This is a genomic window from Sneathiella sp., assembly GCF_002694385.1.
Taxonomy (GTDB): Bacteria; Pseudomonadota; Alphaproteobacteria; order Sneathiellales; family Sneathiellaceae; genus Sneathiella.
This window is the reverse complement of the sequence record NZ_NZMB01000002.1, coordinates 1-20975: the sequence shown is the minus strand read 5'-3', so window position 1 is coordinate 20975 and position 20975 is coordinate 1. Positions and strand designations below refer to the sequence as shown.

At 40.4% G+C, this 20975-nt stretch carries 18 protein-coding genes and 1 pseudogene; 1 reads left to right on the top strand and 18 read right to left on the bottom strand.

Features of this window, described 5'->3' with window-relative positions:
* Window positions 1-137: 137 nt before the first annotated feature.
* A complete protein-coding gene (locus CMN55_RS00140; RefSeq protein ID WP_293947476.1) occupies window positions 138-1115 on the top strand; it encodes a metallophosphoesterase family protein in 978 nt (325 codons plus the stop codon).
* Here CMN55_RS00140 and CMN55_RS00135 read toward each other — a convergent pair.
* The 18 genes and pseudogenes from CMN55_RS00135 to CMN55_RS00065 all read right to left on the bottom strand — a co-directional run.
* Window positions 1112-1777: a hypothetical protein gene (locus CMN55_RS00135; protein ID WP_293947475.1), complete on the bottom strand. Its 666-nt coding sequence runs from the start codon at window positions 1775-1777 to the stop codon at window positions 1112-1114. The two genes, CMN55_RS00140 and CMN55_RS00135, sit on opposite strands and share 4 nt — an antisense overlap.
* A gap of 2 nt (window positions 1778-1779) precedes the next feature.
* Window positions 1780-2451 carry a hypothetical protein gene (locus CMN55_RS00130; RefSeq protein WP_293947474.1) on the bottom strand — a complete coding sequence of 224 codons (672 nt, stop codon included), beginning with the start codon at window positions 2449-2451 and terminating at the stop codon, window positions 1780-1782.
* Complete coding sequence (locus CMN55_RS00125) at window positions 2452-2694, bottom strand: DUF6321 domain-containing protein (protein ID WP_293947473.1); 243 nt, start codon at window positions 2692-2694, stop codon at window positions 2452-2454.
* 165 nt (window positions 2695-2859) lie between these two features.
* Complete coding sequence (locus tag CMN55_RS16895) at window positions 2860-2958, bottom strand: CDGSH iron-sulfur domain-containing protein (RefSeq protein WP_366931918.1); 99 nt, start codon at window positions 2956-2958, stop codon at window positions 2860-2862.
* Window positions 2958-3233 carry a DUF5872 domain-containing protein gene (locus CMN55_RS16890; RefSeq protein WP_366931917.1) on the bottom strand — a complete coding sequence of 92 codons (276 nt, stop codon included), beginning with the start codon at window positions 3231-3233 and terminating at the stop codon, window positions 2958-2960. The genes CMN55_RS16895 and CMN55_RS16890 overlap by 1 nt, the downstream gene beginning before the upstream one ends.
* A gap of 20 nt (window positions 3234-3253) precedes the next feature.
* Window positions 3254-3376 (bottom strand): annotated as a pseudogene (locus CMN55_RS00120) (DUF6321 domain-containing protein); the annotation flags it as partial.
* Between the two features lie 11 nt (window positions 3377-3387).
* Window positions 3388-3939 (bottom strand): hypothetical protein, encoded by a 552-nt coding sequence (locus CMN55_RS00115; protein WP_293947471.1) that lies wholly within the window; start codon window positions 3937-3939, stop codon window positions 3388-3390.
* Window positions 3940-4549: 610 nt separating this feature from the next.
* The gene (locus CMN55_RS00110) at window positions 4550-4705 is read right to left on the bottom strand and encodes a hypothetical protein (protein ID WP_293947470.1); all 156 of its coding nucleotides are present in this window, start codon (window positions 4703-4705) and stop codon (window positions 4550-4552) included.
* A gap of 2 nt (window positions 4706-4707) precedes the next feature.
* Window positions 4708-5391 carry a hypothetical protein gene (locus tag CMN55_RS00105; RefSeq protein ID WP_293947469.1) on the bottom strand — a complete coding sequence of 228 codons (684 nt, stop codon included), beginning with the start codon at window positions 5389-5391 and terminating at the stop codon, window positions 4708-4710.
* A 25-nt stretch (window positions 5392-5416) separates the two neighbouring features.
* Window positions 5417-10333: a hypothetical protein gene (locus CMN55_RS00100; protein ID WP_293947468.1), complete on the bottom strand. Its 4917-nt coding sequence runs from the start codon at window positions 10331-10333 to the stop codon at window positions 5417-5419.
* A gap of 104 nt (window positions 10334-10437) precedes the next feature.
* The gene (locus CMN55_RS00095) at window positions 10438-13227 is read right to left on the bottom strand and encodes a hypothetical protein (protein ID WP_293947467.1); all 2790 of its coding nucleotides are present in this window, start codon (window positions 13225-13227) and stop codon (window positions 10438-10440) included.
* Window positions 13224-13811, bottom strand: a complete 588-nt coding sequence (locus tag CMN55_RS00090) for a hypothetical protein (RefSeq protein WP_293947466.1) — start codon at window positions 13809-13811, stop codon at window positions 13224-13226. The genes CMN55_RS00095 and CMN55_RS00090 overlap by 4 nt, the downstream gene beginning before the upstream one ends.
* Before the next feature lies 1 nt (window position 13812).
* Window positions 13813-16827: a phage tail protein gene (locus tag CMN55_RS00085; protein ID WP_293947465.1), complete on the bottom strand. Its 3015-nt coding sequence runs from the start codon at window positions 16825-16827 to the stop codon at window positions 13813-13815.
* Entirely contained in the window at window positions 16814-18121 is a 1308-nt protein-coding gene (locus tag CMN55_RS00080; protein WP_293947464.1) for a hypothetical protein, read from the bottom strand. The genes CMN55_RS00085 and CMN55_RS00080 overlap by 14 nt, the downstream gene beginning before the upstream one ends.
* A gap of 48 nt (window positions 18122-18169) precedes the next feature.
* Entirely contained in the window at window positions 18170-19237 is a 1068-nt protein-coding gene (locus tag CMN55_RS00075) for a phage capsid protein (RefSeq protein ID WP_293947463.1), read from the bottom strand.
* Window positions 19238-19412: 175 nt separating this feature from the next.
* Entirely contained in the window at window positions 19413-20327 is a 915-nt protein-coding gene (locus tag CMN55_RS00070; protein ID WP_293947462.1) for a hypothetical protein, read from the bottom strand.
* Window positions 20324-20596 carry a Bbp19 family protein gene (locus tag CMN55_RS17410; RefSeq protein WP_459253628.1) on the bottom strand — a complete coding sequence of 91 codons (273 nt, stop codon included), beginning with the start codon at window positions 20594-20596 and terminating at the stop codon, window positions 20324-20326. The genes CMN55_RS00070 and CMN55_RS17410 overlap by 4 nt, the downstream gene beginning before the upstream one ends.
* A gap of 1 nt (window position 20597) precedes the next feature.
* Window positions 20598-20975, bottom strand: a 378-nt coding sequence (locus tag CMN55_RS00065; RefSeq protein ID WP_293947461.1) for a portal protein, incomplete at its 5' end; no start/stop codon positions are given.

The window sequence follows — 20975 nt, the reverse complement described above, 5'->3', positions numbered from 1 at the left end:
GCTATTCTAGAACGTGCATTAAACTCTATGACTCTAGCTTGTGAAGCTCTAACCAACGAAAACAAGCAATTACGGGAACAAGTAAACAGTTTGACTATTGAAGTAAATAGACTAAAAGAAAAGGTAGTCCTTAATTTATGAAAAAGTCAGAAGTAGTAAAACAATATGTTGAAAAGTTCCCAGAACACGGTAATAGAACTCTTGCTTCGTTAGTTCTAAAAGAAAACCCTAACCTGTTTACGTCCATAGATTCAGCTAGATCTAGTGTTCGGTATGTTCGTGGCAACCAAGGCAAACACAACAGGTCATTCCGACAAAAAAAGTCAGAGCTTTTTAAACCAAATGGCAAAGCAGGTGAGTATAAAATACCTAAATCGCTAACTCCTAAGAAACGAATTGTTCGTATACCAGAAGGCAAAACCTTACTGTTGTCAGATATACACTTACCATACCACGACATTGAAGCACTAGAATGTGCACTAGATCATGGACATGACGCTGACAATGTCATACTCAACGGAGACACCGTAGACTTTTACGCTGTTAGCCGTTGGGATACTGACCCCAACCACCGCGACTTAGCAGGGGAGCTGCAAGCTGCCAGGCAGTTTCTTATGCACCTGCGTGAACGATTTCCAAAAGCTAATATATTTTTTAAGATTGGCAACCACGAAGAACGCTGGGAGAAGTTCTTGTGGCGTAAAGCTCCTGAACTGTGCGGTGTGCCTGACTTCAAGATGGAGAAACTGTTAAGGTTTGAAGACCTAGATATCCAAGAGATTGGCGGTCGCCAACTAACCAAAGCAGGAGCTTTGTGGATACTACACGGACACGAGTTTTTTAACACCTTTGATCCAGTAAACTTTGCTCGCACTCTGCAACTAAAAACTGGTGTTTGCACTATTGCAGGGCACAAACACAAAAGCAGTCAACACTCTGTTAAATCAATGAACGGTGATACCATAGCTTGCTGGTCTATGGGCTGTCTCTGTGACCTTGAACCTGACTATATGCCAGTTAACCAATGGAACTTAGGCTTTGCCGAAGTTGTCCACAAAGGTAAAAAGTTTGATGTTAATAACTACCGTATTATTGACGGTGAAGCCCATCGTTAAAGTCTTACTAAGGTTATAAAACCGCCTTGAAAAAATGCATTACTAGATACACTACGCTCTAATTCTATATAAAGATATTCAGTGGAAGACCCAGTAAAATCAGAGCTAAAATTAAGATTTACTACACTACCAAGACTATTAGTCGTAGTGTTCGCTGAACCTAATGTTTGAGCTAAATAATCGTTAAGCCCAGTTGAAAGATTAAACCGAGCAGGTCTAGCAGTAATTGTAAGTCTTCTACCATACGCTGTAAGACCTGTAGCTTTAAATCCTTCAGGAATTGTAAAACCTGCTCCAAAAGTATTCATACCTACCTCAAAACCCGCGTGCCCTAAATTAGCTCCAATCAAAAAGTCACTAGGCAACATATGCTTATAAAGAGCAGTAGAATTATCTATATAATCTTTAACAGTTTTACTAGTAGGGATTGCAGTATCTGTTGATGAAAGACCTTCACTAGATTCTTCTAACGCCGCCGAAGTAAAAGAGTCTGTAGTTATAATTCCATTTGCCCCACTGCCAATAGCATCAATAGCCGCTTTAACACCACCACTAGTAACCATATTTTGGCTAGCAGTAGTAGGAGCTGTATCAGCTGAAACTACTCGGCTTATAGCAGAATCAATATCTGTAGCAATATTTTGTAATGTAAATGAACTCATTTTTATATGTATCGAGCTACCCGAAAACAATTAAAAGTAACATTTCTAACTCTTCCACGACCGACATTAAATGTTCCATTTTCATTTCTTATTCTATATTGAAGTAAGCCGCCACCTGGAAGATGGTGAAAGTCATAACCATGAACTGTATTAACATATGGAGAACCATCACCAGTATCGTAGATAACAAGTTGTGCTAAAACAGTGCCTCCAGCTAAAAATTGAATACGACCGTTGTTATTCAAACCTCCAAAGGTATAATAATCTCCAGAATACTGATAACTAATCCGTATCATATAACCACCAGGTGGTAGAGTAGTGCCAGTGCTTCTAGTATAGTAAACATTTTCTTGCCCTGGAGTGGTTTGCAATGTACCTGAACCAGCTGCAGGAAACTGTGTGTCTGCTATATAATTAACAACTGCTTTACTAGTAGGAATAGAAGTATCTGTCGCTGTAAGACCGTCATTAGAATCTTCTAACGTCGACGCAGTAAAAGAATCTGTAGTTATAATTCCATTTGCTCCAGTACCAATAGCGTCTATGGCTGCTTTAACACCACCGCTAGTTACCATATTTTGACTAGCAGTAGTGGGCGACGTATCAGCTGAAACTACTCTTGTTAGAGCAGAATCAATATTCGCCGCTGTATTACTTAAAGTATACTCAGGCATTTAACATTTCCATTTTTTCAATGACAAAGATAGTCTATCTTTACCAGTGTTGTTGCTAGGCTTTTGCCTCTTTCTCATTCCTCGCATACGAGCACAAAAAGACTTGCGTCGTTTAGCAGCTTTTGAACCACGTTTAACCTTACCAGTCACAGGAGCCTTTAGATTAGACCCTTGTGTCCGTTTAAAGTAACGACGACCAGCAGCAGTCAAACCACCAGTTTTACTTTTGTGCTCTTTACGCATTACATCTTGCGAGCTTTGACTTTCTTCCTGCCTTTGCCTTTTGTAGCAGCAGCAATAATGTCTCCGCGTGTAATTTTATTCTTGTCGCCATACATAGCAGCAAGTTTACTATTTTTTGGTTTGTTGTGACCGTAGTGACTAGGCATAATATAATTAGGTTAGTAGTTATTTCTTTTTAGGACAATGACTTCCATCACAGTAAGGCATATTCTTAGACTTTCCGCAAGTGCATTTTTTACGAGCTTTTACTTTCTTCTTGTGCATTATTTATTTCTCCTTATAGCTTTCACACGTCGAGGCTTCCCAGCAGGTTGACCAATCCTCCTCTTCTGAGCAATCCTTGATCGTTTCTCGCTTGCGGATAACTCCCCTGAGGTGGCAGGTGTCTTTGAACTTACACGCTTGGAGGGTCTGCAGTAGGGCGTTCCTCGCTTTTCGCCCTTTTGTCGTCCGCAAGGCTTCCCAGATCGGACATCCACCCACTTTTCCTTGAACCATCTCTTTAGAGCTGCCCCTTTTGCTGTCTTACGGACTGCCATTATTTCTTACGAGCTTTTACTTTTTTACCTCCAGTTCCATAGTTGGCGGCTCCTTTTTTACGACACTTAGCAATCGCCCCACTTGCATACGCAGATGGAAACACACGATAACGTGCTTTAACTTTATAGTAACAAGCGTCTTTAGGCATTTTTTTTATCTTTTTACGCGTTTTTCAATATTTTTTACCAACAGATCCGTGCCCGACTTCTTGCCTCGTCCTTGTTTACGCTCTCTTGCCATGCCTTTTTCGGCTTGTCTTGCGACTCTACCTACAGCTTCTGAGCCTTTAGCTACCGCCTTCCTCCGTAGACGTTTAACTTCTTTTGCTCCACCTTTAGCAGCTTCCTTAGCAACTTTAGCAGTATTTCTAGCAGCTGCTGCTGCAGCTCGGGCTGTAGGACGTGCAGCTCTACCCGCAGCTTGAGCACCTTTAACTACGCCTCTAACTGCTAGTTCTCCACCTTTTCCTGAAGCTGCTTTAACAGTTTTTCTTGCTCTTGCAGCTGCGGCTTTAGCTCTAGGGCTAGTAGCGGCTTTCTTAGCTGCTTCAGCTACCTCTTTAGCTTTAGCGGCTGCTTTTTTAGCAGCTTCCTTAGCTGCGGGTGTTCCTTTGTCTTTAGCTGCTTGGGCGGCTGCTTTAGCCTTATCCATTGCTGCTTTAACCTTCTTTGATTTTTTAACTAAGGAGTAACCAGATTTGAGCATGCTTGCTCCTCTAAGAACTCCTGCTCCGATAGCTGGTAATACGGGACCTGGCATAATATTTACTTTCTATTTTTTACGTTTGTTGTGGAAGTCAAATAATACTTTTACTTTTTCTGCTAGTGACTCTAAGTTATANTGCATTCTAGCTAATACAATAATTAATGTAATGATAGCAATTAAAACTGGGGTGAGCGCAGATATAAGTTGTAAGGTTTCATTCATTTAATGGTAGAGGATCCAAAATAGAANCCAACNATTGCTAAAACTGTTTGACGAACTTCTGGTAGGATTAGGTAGCCGTTAAGAGTCTGATACTTAACGCCTCCAAATAAACCAAAGAAACCCTNTGNTTCCTGTCCTACTGTCACTCCCTCGGGGCTGTGAGCCAATATAAATGGGGCTATAACGACCGCAAACAGCACAGTGCATACTATGACCCTTCTAACCCACTCTCCGCCCCTTCCAGCGGCTTTCTGGTGGCTTTCATCAGCTGCTGCTTGTTTCTTAAGCATAGCATCTACAGTGCTTTGCTGATTAGCAACAAGCTGCCCAATCAACTTAAATACAAAACCAGAGGCTCCACCCCCAAGCATAGCTATAAGTTCAGTGGTCATTTAAGTTCTTTTATTAGCTTATATATAGATAATCCTAAAAAAATTATAGTAGCTACACCTACAACAAAACTTACAAAACTATTAATACTTTGTAATTCAACACAGGCAAAAAACCCTGCTGGTGCTACTGCGCCTCTAATTAAAGTATCCACGATCAACTCGGAGCTCCTAAGTAGTAAAGTTCAATGTCACTAATAAGAGCTGTCATCACCGCATCTTTATTAACCATAATTGTAATAGCAGGGTTTGAAGCGTCTCCATCATCAAAGCAATCTATTTCAAACTCGTTAAGACCTCTGGTTATATAATAATAATCCTTATTTAAGTAATCTGGACTTTCATCATTAGCGTCATCATCTCTAGTTGTTAACCACATTCCTCTCCTTGTTTGAAGAACTGATGAAAGATTATTATACGTTTTAGTGTTTAGATCTTCTTCGCCAGTTAAAGTAAATTGTTGAGTTACTATAAAAGAAAGCTTGTACTTTCCAGCGTTTCCAGACGGCACACCTTGAGCAGTATGATCTTGAGTGGAGTGCAGTATTCTAATTTGCTGATGGGTAGTAACAGTAGGCTGATTATTGCTAGATATGCTTATTCTTGAATAGTCACTAGCATGACCGTCTTTTGACCACTGTATAGCAAATCCACTATTAAAGGTATCAGTAATACCACGAGTTGGTGGACCGCCCCCTATTCTTAGACGTATATGCCGAGGATCGTCTGAACCCGCTTCTGGATATTCAGATTTGAGCTGTGAACGAGTCTGTTTTTTAATTGAACGTGCAGATTTAGTTGCAGACCTAGTTTGCGTAGAAGTATTAGAAACATGTGCCATAATTTATATTTACTTATATGTGTGTTTAGTTGTTGTCAATAGGGGTTGACGCAGATCGCTCTGTTTCGTCCCCAAGGAAGTTAAAAATAGTCTCATGAGCCACATGTGCTGTTTGCTTTATTATAGGTCCCAACACTGGCAAATGCTGCCCTGTATAGGGCTCTAAAGCCTCTCCAAAGTCCAAAGAAGCAATATCAGTAGCAGTGCCCACTGCAGGTCCAAAAGCAGCGTCTGTGCCGAATTGTGCCGCATTAAAGAAGGGTTCGTAATATGCAAGCAGTCCCGACTGCCTAATTATTCGCATCCACTCCTGTTCTGTCATATCTAGTGGATTCATGGGAGCCTTGAACCTAGACATATCCTTAAGAACTGTAGACAAGTATGCAGCTGCTAGTGCCATGCCAAAATATGCAAACATATGGGCATTTCTAAAAGCGGCTGTTTTCTTATCACCGTTGTAGCCATAGAGGAATCTGCGATAAATAACTCTGCCCATAGCAATCATAAAGCTAGAATACTGCAAAGCTAGGCGAGCTGTTTCGCCCCCAATCGTCCCTGCCTGTAGCCCCAAACGAGATATTGCTTGCGCCCCCACATCTGGCTCAATCACACCCTCTCGCATATATTGGTTCATAAAACCACTCAGCTTCTTTTGAAGCTTAGCATTTTTTATATTATAAGGACCAATACGATCTATTCCATCAGGAGTCTTTTCTACATATTTAGCCAGTTGAACAATCTCTCTTTTAGTAAAGCCAAACTCTAACAATCTAGCTTCAGTCATAGGATTCATCTTCTTAGCTTTTAGCTGCTCCGCTAAACCGCTAGTTAACATATCCATAAATAACTGCTGGTGCGCTGCAGTTAGTCGGTTAAGAAAATTAACCTCAAACATAAAATCATTAGCTGAGTTTATTTTACCCCCAGCCCCAGCTTCATCAGTAATAACCCGCTGAGCCATATTTCTAGTAATTAGGTCAAAAGCAGCCCCTTGTTGACGAAACCACTGAGCCATCTTCTTCTTATCCCCATTAAACTGGACAGAGATTGCTTCTTGATATCTACTAAAATAAGCCGCCATTCCTTCTTTTCCAACACCTAAATATTGCAGAGTAGCCCAAACTAAAGGTATGTCGGAAAGCGAAGAAAATCCTGCACCGCCAAGCATTGCTATATTTTGCACTTGTCTAACACCTCTAAACATAGAGGATAAATTAGCATCTACAGGAGTATCCAACCTACCAGTTACTTGATCTATAGTAGCCTTAGTTTTTAATTTTGATATGGCTGTTGCCTGTGGCGGTATCAAAGAAAGAAGTCTTCCGTTAGCATCGTGACCAGCATGCTTTACCAAAGCAATGTTTTCAGAGCGACTAGCTATTTGCTCTAGCATAAACCGCCCCATATTCTTTCGGTTGCCAAACTCAATAAGAGCATCAATACGCTTATTAGGCTTAAATACTACCTTAGCAGCTTTACGATAACCACCAAGAATAGATGGATTGTTTATATCCGTGTCCTGAATAAACTCGCCTTCAACAATCTCATTATACAAGCCACGAAGAAATGTTTTTTTATTAAACTTCTTGTGCTTACCTGCGTCTTTAACTCCTGACTTTGTAGAGCTAGGACGTTCTGCCATAAGACCCCCGTGAGCCTTAATGGTTTCTTTCATGTCAATCATTGCAAGCATCTTAGTTTCAAATGCTGCATAGCCCATAGATTTAACATAGGCTCTATCGTAAGTCATGCTGTAGCCTAAGAATCCTTTTCTATCACGAATAGTAATACCCAAGGCATTCATCTGAGCTAGCTGATTTTTATTGGTCTTGCGAATAGTATCAATAAGCCCCTGCCATACTTCTACGTCTTTCCATTTTTTAGGTGTTTTACCAGAAGACAAAGCAAGCATTATCTCCTTGTGAAACGCCATAGATGCTTGTCTTAAATCATCCCCATACAACTTAATTAAATCTTTATTTCGTATAGTAGTATTAAGATAAGAAGACATATATTTTGTAGGGTCTTCTCCTAGAAATAATTCAAACAGCCCGTTGTCTATTAAGTAGTCCAACAAGGGATTTTGATCTAACTGCTTTTGAATAGTTTTGTATGTTCCCAAAGAAACACCTAACTCTACGCCACTGCGACGACTTCCATCCATAAACGTAGAAAGCTGATCTATTTTTTTTCTTGCTGATCTGTGTTTATTTACAAGACTGTTTAAGCCCTGATAAGTAACCTCGTCATGCATTGACCTAAGAATAGCAGCGTGGGCTTCTGTTTGTAAAAAATTGTTTACTCTACTAATTTGAGCAGCCGAGCCATTTTTCTCGTCCAGTAGTATATATCCCACCCGTTGAGCTACTTCTAAAGGCAGCCCTTCATTTGTTAATTTAATTAACGCATTTAGAGTAGTTTCAAAATCTTTATTTTGCAGTACAACCTTAGCTACTTCTCTGTTTCTTTTCTTAGCCGCTTGTACTTTGCTAATCATCTCAGAGGCTACCGCTTGCGTAATCCAGCCATGACCCTTTTTTTCCATATCTTCAACAAAGAGGTTCAATGCTGGAGGTAGCTTCTTAGCACTAAGTTCTGTTAAAGACATCAAAGCGGGTAGAACTGTCTCATCCCCACCAAGCAGTTGCGCTACTGCATCATCTATAAAAGCTGTAGGATCACTTAAAAACTTATCATGGTCTTTAGCGTTGCCTTCAAAACTAGCGATTGAAAGCTCTGCGTCATCGACATCAAAAAATGGATTATAGTTGTTCTGCTCATTCAATGCCCTAGCAACTATATTTTTAAATCCTGAGTCATTCTTTATTCTAATAAGGTTGTTCGATATTGTGGTAGCTATCTGCTCTCCTTCATCTTTTTTAAATATACCTTTTGGTTTAAGTACTTTTTTTATACTTTCATTTAACTCACTAGTCCCATACTTGTTTAAAGTAAAATCCAAAGTATCGGAAATATAGTCCATGATATCTCCCATCTTAGCGTAAAGCTCAGGATCTAACTCTTTTAGTTTATTCCAAAAAGCAGGTTGTGTAATAGCGTACTCCACTAGTAAAGGAGTAACTTCTTCAAGGGCTTGATCTACAATAAGCTTTCTGCTTGGAAACATACCCAACGCAGTAGCTGGCACGTCTGCATAAAGTTTTTGATACCCCAGACTTTCCGCATATTTGTAAATAGCTGTAGTCACACTTGCACCTTTTTCAGCACCTAAAGCCTGAATAGCTGACTCTGAAATTATGCTAAATGACTTTGGATCTATAGTTTCTATGTGGTGTATTGTCTCGTGAAACAAAGTTCTAAACACACTCAAGAAAGCTAAGGACTCGACTTTGGTAGATCCACCAGGTCTAAGATTTAGTTGAGCTATATTAAAAACTTCCCCCGCAATAGATGCAGTTGTTGAACCGTCTCCTAACTCCTTAGCTGACCGAGACAAAAAGAAATAAGGTTGGTTCATGTATGTCACAAGAGGACGTTCTCTTCTAACAAAACCTAAAGCCACACGACCTGAGCTTTTTAGTTTCATTTCAGAGCCGTCTTCTAACTTAGTCACACCCTCCTTGCCGTACATAATAGTATCTACAACATTTTGAGCATCTTGTAAAAGTCTGCTGTAGTGAGTGCCAACAGTCTCTGTTATTTCTTTAACCATTGCTTCGAACTGTGCTCTTTTTTTAATAGCATCTTGTATCATTGGAGCTATCTCCGCATCAGTCATAGTTTTTTTAGCATACGAATCTGGCTTAGTAGAGTATTCCTCTACAACAGTTTCTAAAAATGCAACTTGCTTTCTAAGCTTATCTGCCTCAAAAACACGTTCCATTAATTTACTTCCGTAGACTTTTGCTGGCTCAGATATAAAACCAGAATCAGGAACTATAGATTTTACTTCAGGATGTACTTGATGAGCGTCAACTATCTCAAAGCCCATCTCTTTTAACAAAGTAGCATCAGTTGGTTTAAGGGTATCAATTCCTCGACCAAATAAAATTAAATCGTTTAACCTTTGCATCTGTCTCTTTTGAACAGTAAGCAAAGTCTTTACGCTGTCTTTATTAGCCTTATTTACTAACTTCCTTGCCGACGCTACAGACAAAGCTTTCATCTGTAAATGCGTCTCGTGCATATTAAGAATAGCAGTAGCTAATCTGTCCTGCTCTCTAGTCAGTGGAGTTGTGCTTCTGCCAGCTGCCCACTCTCTTAACTCTGGAGCTTGGTCTAGCATTGTAGTTAGAACATAATTATCACTCTGTGCAGCTTGAAGTAGAGCAGCTCTAATATCACCAGCCTCAAAAAACTCTTGTAGCTGTCTATCTTGACGAATAACATTCTTATTTCTTAAGGCTGCCCTGTTTGCAGAATATCCGCTAATGCCAGCAAACAAACCAGAAAATCCAAGATTCATCATAGCAGACATCTGCAACTGCTCTATTGTGTATTCCTGGACACCTAGATCATTTTGCATCAAAGCATAGGGAACTTCGTAAGCTGCATTTACTGCTAAAACATTTTTAAACGTGCCCCTACCTGTATGGTACGCAGCTGCTGCTCGTCTGCCAGCTAGAACATTTAACGTGCCAAGAGCACCTGCTTTGCTTGGCAACGCCACTGGAACATAAGCTAGTGGATCAGTAGTCATTCCTCCTAAAAAAGCTGCGCCTGTATTTCTAACTACTCTTTTACGACCGCTAATATATTCGTTGTTTATGTAATTAGTGGCTCCTTGGTGTATTCTCCATTCTAACTGTGCTTCACTCTCACCATCCTTAAACTCCAGTCCATACTTCCAAGCATTTGTTTGATCAAACTGCTCTTTAGTTACAGAAGGAGCATCGTCATCAGCTAACGAGTTTTTCATCATCCACTTGCCTAAAGTCATGGTGACATTATTATACATCCCATTTTGAAAAGAGGCAGCCATGCCTCTCCATGCACCGTAATCAGTGGGACTGTGCTGAGCAGCTAGCTCTTCGTATTGTTTTATTCGCTCATACTGAGCTGTGCTGGTAGGAGGTAAAATCATTATTAAAGCGAAAATGCTACATCTTTGACGACTTCCCTACGAATATTTTTATCAGCGAAAGTTCCATCATTACCACCCAATGTAACTTCTTTTTCAAAAGCGGCATCATAAATATTTTTAACGTCATCAAAAAGAACATATAGCTCATTAGAGCCATCAGCCACTCTGGTATATTTACCATCAACAGTATCAAACATTTCAAGATATACTCTTTGCTCAGAAGTTCCGTCTACATTACGCTCCCACACAGGAAGTGATATACGGAACGTACCTTGAGAGGAATCTTCATTAATGGGAGTTTGATTTCCATCAATACCTCGCATTAGAGCTTCCACAAAACGTCTATCTTCTCTAGTTTTTTGTTCTGCTGGGTTGCGACGACCTGCACTAGGGGTTGTCTCCCCCATATATGTCCCAACGCCTGTAGTCGTAGGACTATATACATTAGGAATATTAGGAATAGTAGTACTGAATGATACAGGCATCAAATCTCCAGTAGCTCTTCGTATTAAATCCAGATCAAACTTTTGAACCAAAGCTGCAGCAACTGCGTTTTTATAGTAATCACCAACTATATCAGATGTTGCTTGATCCCTAAACAATCTAAATAAAGGATTAAATATCCGAGCAATAGGAAACGCGGGTTCATCTAATGTTGCCCAAAATCCCTCTCCGCGCATAAGAGCCTCTCTTCTAAAATCAACATCTTTTAAAAGCTGTGGAGGAATACTTGTGTAGCTACCACTATCATTTTCGCTGGTTAGTCCAAAAAGAGGAAGTATTTTTTTTGCTTCTACTCTATTTAGCTCTGCGCGAACAGCCTCTTTATCATTAACATCAAGAGGATCATTACCAGCTACTGAAGCTGTATATATTGCGCCATACAACAAGTTTGTAAAAGCTTGTGCTGCCTCAGGAGCCTGAAACTTAAGATTATCAATGTATGCAGCCATCGCGCTGCCGTGCTCCTGTATAATTTCATCCACTTGAGCTTTAGCTACGTTTGAAACTTTTTCATGAGAGTCATACAAGCTAAGAACTGAATCAAAAGCAGCCTCTGGGTTAAGAACTTCTCCGTCCACTTGCGACCTTAACATTTGAGAAGTATACCCCCATGTAGCTGCGGCATAAATTACTTCCTCTGCAGACATTCCTTTTGTATTAGAGGCTTTTATGCCGTAATGAGCATTAGTATTTTCTATGCCATTTAAAGCTATATCTTGTTTTCGATATGCAGCCATATTTGCTGCACCAGCCTCTACATTTGTTTGTTGAGGTACAAAAAAAGTATTAGGAAGAGCATATCCCATAACAGTCCCTCCACTATCTTTAAAAGGCTTTGCAAAAGCATTATAGTCTAAATACAAAGCTGACCGAGCAGCTCTTTGCTTATTTATACTCTCTGGAGTGCCGTCATTTGTTTGTGCTACTTTGTAAATTCGTGCCCGAGTAGGATCAAAAGATACAAAGAATGAAGCATCTCCGCTTGCAAGTTTTGCTTGAATAGCTGTTCTTTCGCTAGCTAATTTATCACTAATTTTAGACACAGCTGAAGAGTCAAGGTTGTACCCAAGAGTATTTAACCTGTCGCCAAGTACTACTTTAACATTAGCATCTTCAGGACTATCAGCACCAATAGTTATGTCTTTTAATAAATCTTGGTAAACTGAAGGTTCGTTTCCTATTTTTGCATTGTATTCTTCGTTTTCAAAAACTTCTGAAAGACTCATACCTTCTGGCATCTCTGGTAAAAGTAGTCTCACCACGCCAATCGTAGCGTCGAGTCGTTTCATATTAGAGTCTGTACTCGTAAGAATTGGAAGAGCATCTTCCTGTATTTTTAAAAGCTCAATCAACTGCTGCCGTGCTTCGGTTTGTTGTATTTTATTACTACCAAACGCTGTTTCTATTTGAGTAATCGCCCTTTGAACATCTGCTATCTTGTTCTTCTTTAGATTTGAAGGCTCACTAAGAGCAGCATATCGTGTGTCATATGCGTTTTCTAGCTTTTCAATGTCTGCAAAATCAAATCCCAACTCAGGGTTGTTTTTCATAAACTCCCTAGTCTTGTCTCTTTTTTCCGTAAGGTCGTCTATATTAGTGGTATTGCCTAGATCAAGCTCAACAGCTGCAACTACACCCTTACCAGTGGCTGCTAGGTAAGATTCGCGCCCTTCTTTTGTTAGCCCCTTAGAGATACTATAAATATCTTGTCCCTCTTCGGTAAAAAATTTGTGAGTAAGAAAGCCGTCAAAAACTGACATAGGTGTACCCACACCAAAATAATCAACTAAAGCAGTAGTAACGTCATTTTTATAGTTGTCTCCTGCTTCTTCAGCCGATTTTACAATCTCAGCTTGAGCGTTATTTGCTTTAAATTGCTCAGCTATATTTCCTGTAGCTTTATAAAAACGATCATTGTATGGAGCCATTGCCGACTCGTCGTCTAATGTTATAGGCGAATCTTTTGGCAAAAAAGACGACAGCGGAGTATCACGAATAGCAAGAGCCTCATTTTGCAATTTTTCAATTACTTCACGACCTGCGCCGTTTTCAACAGCAATATTTAATTCGTCAAGTTTCCCGTTATATTGAACCTGACGTTCGGCATCAGCTTTACGAGCACCTTGATTTTGAGCTTCTCGTTCTTTTTGTTTTACACTAGCTGAGTAAGATTGGGCAGACTGACCAAGGCTTGTAAGTGCTTGACCAACGTCACGCAATCCACTTCTAAACCTAGAAGTAGTATCAAAGGCTGAAAATTGAGCTTTCTGTTGTTTCGGTGTTATCATTGAGATGCTGCGGCTGCGCTACCAAGTCCACTGAAGAGAGAAGCAGTCCCTGCTAGGCTTGTTTGGCTTGCTTGGTTTCTAAATTGTACAGCAGTGTTAGCTGCTGTGCGAAGTGTTAAGTCTCGGTTAGACATGCCGCGCTGATATGCATAGCCCAACTGACGATTTGTATCTGCTATTTGACCAGATAGTCCTGCAGTTTCTTGGGAAGTTGCAAAATCAAATTTTGCTAAGTTATCGTAACTCGCTTTTTCTGCAGATCTAAGAACATCTGAATATGTGCCTCCAAAAGAAGGCATTGAAACTCTAGCCTGAGCCAACGCACGTCGATTCTTTTTTTCTAAGTCTTGTCGCCCAAACTCTGCTTTTTGAAGTTCTTGGTTTTTCTTAAGGGTAAGTGCAGACTCTCTATAACGAATATCGTTCTGCTCCGCAACCATATTGTTAACATCCACTTGAGCATTGTACTTGCCCATAGCGATAGCAGACTCCGCAGCCATGCGCTGAGCTTGAGCTTCTCGCTGTGCTCCTACGTAGGAAACTACGGCTCCTACTGCCATTAGTGGTGCTGCTGCTGCTCCCATGTTAGTTCAAATCAGTTTTAGTTATAAGTGATGCGATGGTTAAAGGGTATGGTTCTTCGTGTTTAATAGTTGGTACATTATCCACGCCAAATGTCGAGCCAGCAACAGGTCTTTCTTTATCAAAACCTGTAAATCCTCCATTAGCTCCGTAGTCTGTAGAAAGTTCAATTGTGTCAAACTTGTCCTTTATACCTAACATAAAGCTAAAGGATTTAATAAAAAATGCTTTAAGTGATATTATACGAGCTGTATCTGCTCCGTACGCAGGTTTATTCTGTGCGTCCCATGTTGGAAACATCATCTGTAACTCACCAGTATAACGACGACCTAAAATTATGGTTCTATCAGCAGCGGCAGTAGCAATATAAGAACTAGCTGCAGTGTGCGTAAACAATCCTTTATATTCTCCATTATCAATAAGAGCTATATTAGAGTCACCCAAGTTATCAAATACAGCTGACGCATTAGGAAGGAGAGAAGAAGTAGTGTTGTATTGGTAATAGCTATCCAACATTGGATAGTCAGAAGTCTGGGCAATATCTGGCTCAGATAAACCCTCTGTCCTTACCACAGGATTTGTATGCCCAGGAAGATTTCTCCTAACAATAATCCACACTTTATCTAAATTTGTTTCAGATCCTTTATGTATAACAGAAATATCTAAAACGTGAGCGTCATCACCCAAGTCATGTTCAGACCAAGCATAGAACTCTTCTTGTCTGTGATAGGATAAACAAAACAATTTACCACCAACAGTACGAGTCCATATTCTGGGCTGAGGAGCGTGCTGATAGGCAATCTGCGCTATGGGGTCTTTTATAAATACTCCGTATATAAGCTTAGATACATCATTAGATGATGAACTTGTTATCGCCTGGTCATACTTGTATTCCATCAATCGTGTGCCTGACTGGTCAGCATAAAATATAGAACTAGCCACTGTCTCTGCTTGTTGATCGCAAGGTTCTTCTTCGGTTAGCTCCATTCGAATAGTCTTTGGACTAATACCATACTGATATTGATTAGGGACAATTCTATAGATGCCACCACTAGTTCCAATGACTAAATCTTTAGCTGCATTCATCCAGCGTATTCCAGCATTACGATTTGCTAGAGCGTATGATATTGCATCGGTATCTAACACCTCCCCATCATCTTGAGTTGGTTGAAAGCTAAACTCGTTGTCTACTCGACTAAAGTATACAAAATTAGGATTACTAAAAGTGCCTCCATATATCCTACGTTGCTCAAACTTAGCAACAGTAACAGGAAAATTATTTTCAAACCAAGCACCCAACCTAACGTCTTCGAAGTTTCCAGCATTTTCAAAAGTAAGTGTTCGTTTATTTCTAGGGACTGCATTTAACAACGTAACTGCCACCTGACGACTAGAAACAGTGCGAGAAACTTTCATATACACATTACCAGACTCCATAATGCCCATAATGTGCCTTCCTAGGTCTTCAGTTAAAAATGTATCTTGTGTTGAGTTTAACAAAGCATCGTTAGCAATTATCTCTACAGCTATTCTCGCACTGTCTGGAGGCACTATTAAATTGCCATTTGATCCATCATATTCTTCGACTGGTTTTACAGAATCGTCTGTCTCGTTATAACACTCAACAACATCAAATTGTTTTTGAGTCGAAAGATTTCCAATAAGATTATTAGAAGTAGCGTATGCATTACCACCATTGTCTTTAAGCTCGTTAACAAAACTATACGTTCTGTTCCCAGTACTAGAAAGCACAGCCCTTAGTGTCGTGATATTTCCACTTGCATCAGGACCAAACATTTTAAGAGTAGAAGGCATTGATCCATATATACGATAAACTGACCCAGCCTTATAATCGGACTGATCATAAATACCTCTAAAAAACTCCACAGGATGATCTTCTGTGCCTCTGTGTTCTTTCACTTTTACCCAGCGAACTTTATCTCTAAGATCACCAACAACTACATTATTGTTTCGTCTGTCATCTCCAACACGAATCCATGAATTTACCTGACCTGCATTAAATATAGTGGTGTCTGAGCGTAAGTGTATCTTATCGTTAGGAACACCATCTAACTTAAGTGCTGTACGTTCGTCAGGGTCTGATGTTTCCTCAGCATCTAAGAGATATAACTGAGCTGCATTGTCTTCAATATCTAGCACAGAAACAACAGGCTCAATATAAACTGATTTATTATCATCAGAGGGGTCTTCAATAGTGTAATTAACTGATGTAAAAGTAGTGTTGGTAGCGTCTGTATACTGAGAAACAACCCTACCTAAAAATTTTGTGCCATCTACATTATATTCAACATACCAATTTTGACTAAACTGTCCTGCAGGAGCTGCCGTCGAATCCTCAAAATCATTTCTAATTGGCTCAAAAGTTTCAGCTAAACTTGTAAGCTTTACAAAACGTTCATTTTGGATTAAGGAAAATTTGTTTGAAGATGGTTGATTTTCTAAGAACGGCTCAACATCAAAATTCATGTCTGACAAAGTCCATTGATCGTCGCCTTGAATCTCTGCATCTGATTTCAAAGTTCTACCATCAGCACTAATAAGTGTCTCACCCCCTGAAGCAAGTAAAGTAACAGATAAAAAGGTAAGGTCAGCAGTAAGAACTTTAGGTCTATGTCTTCCGTGAGCTATATGTAACTCACCAGTTTCAGGGCTAAACCTAAGTTCGTCAATTTCTGATGCGCTATAGGGGCTACTTACTGTATCCTTAAGCACACCATTATTATCGTATATTTTTATCTCACCAGCAGAAAATACAATTCGATATGGCTCTGTTGTTGCTAAAACAAGATCAACAGTTTTAACTTTATCTTGTTCAACATCTACCTCATTGTACCGTTTAAACCCCGACCTAAAAACAGCAGGTCCCTGAAGTGTGGGAAAGAAATTTTTAAAGACTCTGCCTGAATTTCCGACACGTTTAATATCTGTGCGACCTAAAATGTGGTCACTTATTAAACCGCCAGAGAAATCAGTTTGAACATTACTATACCTTGCCATAGTTCTGATGCGCTGAAATAAAACTTGAATTACCGCTGTCTATGTATTGTTGGGCTGGTCCCTGTCTGCCCTCTAGAGTTCTAGCCCTGCGAAGTGCTAATACATACTGCTTATGAAGTATTTCATGTCTATTTTCAGAGCCAGACAACTCAATAGCCATATTTTGTGCCATGTGTAATGTTAAAAGCCTAGAAAGAAATGCAGGGAGTGTTGTTGCACTTGTTTCAATGACAGGCACAAATGTGTAAGTAACATTTAAAACAGGGGACGAACAATATAAAAATCCATTACTAAATACATAGTTAGTAGCTGGTCTATCATCTTCATCTTCCGCTTTTATAAAAACATTATAATCAGCAGGAAGTGTAAACTGATAAGGATAGTTTTTAAAGTCCGTAGATATAGCAGCAGCTGTTGTTGTATTTTTAAAGAAAACAGAGTGCACACTAATAGCAGTAATGCCATCAGCTGCACCTGACTGAACATTAGCTTTTACACCTATATTCCTAATTATTGCGTTGTATAGATTATCGGGAACACCTTGAAAACCAGCTGCTATACTGTCAGTTCCTGCAACTAAACTTACTGAATATGAAGAAGTAGCAGCGGTATCTCCAACAACAAGCTCTATAGTGCCTGTCATCAACCCGCTGTCATCCGCAACAGAGAAAGGCATAGTACCTAGTACATTGTTTGTTGCTTTATTAATAAGCTGTAAGCTACTGCCCGAACTTACTAGCTTTATCATCATTGTGATATTTGGATTACTTAGAACATTTTCGTCTGGATTTGTGTCTGGATACTGATCCATCTCGGTAATCGAAAACATATATGCCCGTTTACCACCAGTAGAGGCAACCCGTGTGCCTGGACCAAAATCAAAGACGTGTTCAAACTTAATTATCTGTCCTGGGTATCCTGTGACAGTGCTAGTATTTCGAAGGTTCTTATAGTTGCCAACGGTTGTTATTGTATCTGTACTTGGTGAAACAGTCCACTGATCTGGAAGTATGGTATTACCCTCCCAGTCTGGATTATCGGCAGCATTACCTGTGCTAGTGTAACCCTGTTCGTCAGTAAAAGATGTCTCTATTCCCTGTACGGCTCTAAGCTTAACTCGCTTAGTATTATAATTAAAAATATTATCTCCAAACAGTTCCGTCACTGCTTGAGAGTACGCACTATCGGCGATTTCGTATGTAGTACTTGTAGTATCCGTAGACTCCAAGTGATAGCTGCCCACCATTCTGAGGGCAGAGTTCAGTATATCCAGCTTCTTTGCTTCAGTAGGCATAAAGAAAAGTAGTCTCCCCCAAATATATGGGGGAGACTACGAATAGAATTAGCTTTCGTTACAGCGGATTTCGCCAGAAACTTCACCCCACATACGAGATGCTTCAGCAGAAAGCTTGAAGTAAACGTAAGGAATGTTCTTCTTAGCAGGAACGCGCCACACATCTCCCTTAAGAGCTGTGCTTGTAGAGAACTTAAGAGCTTTTGGTACCGAAACGATAACACGACGTTCGTCTGAATCAGTGCCAGAAGACATTGGAAGACGCTCAGTGTGGATGAAACGGAAGCCCAAGAATGTAGTTACACTACCTTCAGCAAGTGCCTTGCGAACTGCAAAGTCAGAGCTAACGACTTCTTCGATTCCAAGTAGATCATCAAGCTGCTTTGCAGAAACAAAGCAATTAACAATCGTGTCTTGATCAATAGCGTGTAGCTTTAACATTGTAGTACGAGCTGCACGAAGTTTTGCAAGAGTAAGACCAGAACCGACTTCATCGTAATCGCCACCAACGGTGAAACCTTCAGTATTGGCAGTTCCGCTTTTTACAAAAGCACCACCAGTAGTGATATCACCAGCTGACTCGGAACCAACAGTAATCTTAGTGTTGTTCTCAGTGCTAGCATCAGTTACGAAAGTACGAACAGTACCGCCAGACTTACCAACGTAAGCCTCACCGAAGAACTTGCCAATGATGATGTCGTCAATCTTACGTTTACCAGATGCAAGAAGTGCTTGTGTGTAAGCATTCATTGGATCTGTAAGTACGCGCTTTAGATCTTTTTCATCAACATACTTGCCGAGCTCATAGTCCTTAAGACCAATGCGACGACGATCATGTGAGATATCGCTGTTAGGGTTGTCACCATAACGAGTAGTATCCTCTTCCATTGCTTCAGCTGTGCCGATGCGATCAAAGTATTGGAACTCTTCGTTTTGTGTTTCTGCTTCAAAGTAAGGCTGTAGTTTAGACTCGCTTTGTTGGAAAGCTTGTTCAAAGCCAGCTTTGTAGGCTTGAACGTAAGCTGTATTTATTTGATCTGCGCCAGTAATTGCAAGTCCGTCAGGTCCGACGGGAGTGCCCTGGTCAGTCATATAAGATGGATTAGTATATGGCATAATTTAAATAATTTAAGTTAAGTTTTAATTAGAAGTTTGCTTTTCGATGAGCTACCCTTTCGGACTCTTCTAGTTATAACGGAACCAACGGCTATCTAAAGCTGACATCAAGACCAAAAAAAGGCTACCTCAATATCATTTGGATAGCCTTGTTTATTTTATATGTCAAGTCGTTTTAACCTTGTCCGTACAAATTAGCGTACAAATTCGCTCGTCTATTAAGAATCTCTTGACGTTTTGCACGATCTGCTAAGTTAAGCGAACCTGGGTCACTCATAATAAGCGACGCATGATCTGTATCAAGCTCCGCAATCTGAGCCTTTACTCCGTGAGTATTTTGATTAGCAAAACCACTAGCAGGATTGTTAGTAGCAGGAGGTAAAGTATCGCCAGATACTTCTGCCAACCTGTGAAACAACTTAAGAACAGCAGGATGGTTTGCAACAACTGGATCTGACTCTACAAGCTCTTTAATCTCGGGGATCTCAGAAGCCATAGCCTCGTATGCTTGATTAGCCTGAGCAAGATTTACTTCGTAGTTGTCACCCCAGTCCATACGAACTGATGTTCTAGCGTCTTCAACTTGCTTCTCAATAGCTTCATCTGCAAGCTGTTGTTGTTCTATACCCATTCCCACATACGCCTCGTACAGTTGATCAAACTGATTCTGCGACAATCCAAGCTCTGCTGTAAAATCAACAAACTCTTGAAGGGTTTCATCAGGTAGATCAACTGGCACGCTTTCTTCGCCAACAATAACTTCGTCGGGAATAGTATATTCAGCGTCAGCAGGTCTTACATTGTCATAAAAGTCCTCCCATTGCTCTTCGCCCCAGTCTTCCTGAGGCGCAGCTAAACGCTTTGAGCCTAAGGCACTTTGCGCATTTACGAGCTGATCGGCTAACGAATGAACAGACTTAGTGTTCCTTAATGTATCATTACTCTGTAATTCTTCAGGTAACGATTGTAAAAACTGACCATAAGTCTCCTCTGATGTAAAATCAAGAGAACTAGGTGCAGTTGTGGTTTCGGGGGCTACCTCTTCGGGGATACCCCCGCCTAGACCTCCTGTGGTTTGTTCTTCACTCATATGTTTTTATTCTCCATCTCTATTTTGTTAATAAGTTCTTGTGGGTCGTCTTGACCCAATAGAGTGAGAAAGCTCATAGCTAAACGTCTGCGTCCTTCACATTCGCGCATCTTTGCGGTGTCTGAGTGAAACACAGGCTTAGTTACATGACACTCCCTAAGCAAGACTCTAAAAAATCTTTGCCCCTGTGGAGTCTCCAATATGTTTATAAGATCTTCTTTCAGCTTCGATTTCTCACGAAGCCTCTCAAGAGTAGATAATACTGACATGTTAAATATTTAGTAATTGACCCACACCTTCAGGGTCTAGTTGCTTAGCTTGAGCCACGTCCTTCATTGCCCCACCAATCTGTGGAGCCATCTGCGCAGCTTGTGCCATCTGCTGTTGCTCTGCCATTTGTGCTTTCATCTGATCCAACTGCTCTGCTGTCTTCACAACGTCAGGGCTTATGTTACGATACTTAGCATAGCTTTCAAGAAGTTTCTGTTCGTCGATAGCTTGAACTAGTTCAGGCTTAGCTTGAGCCAGTGGTGCAAGATCTCGCATAAATGCACTGATGTCGCTAAGTCTAGTTGCAAACTGAGCTTGAGAAGCTGGACTTGTGAAGCTAATCTCCATCTCTCCGATGCTTTCTGGGGCTTCAGGTAA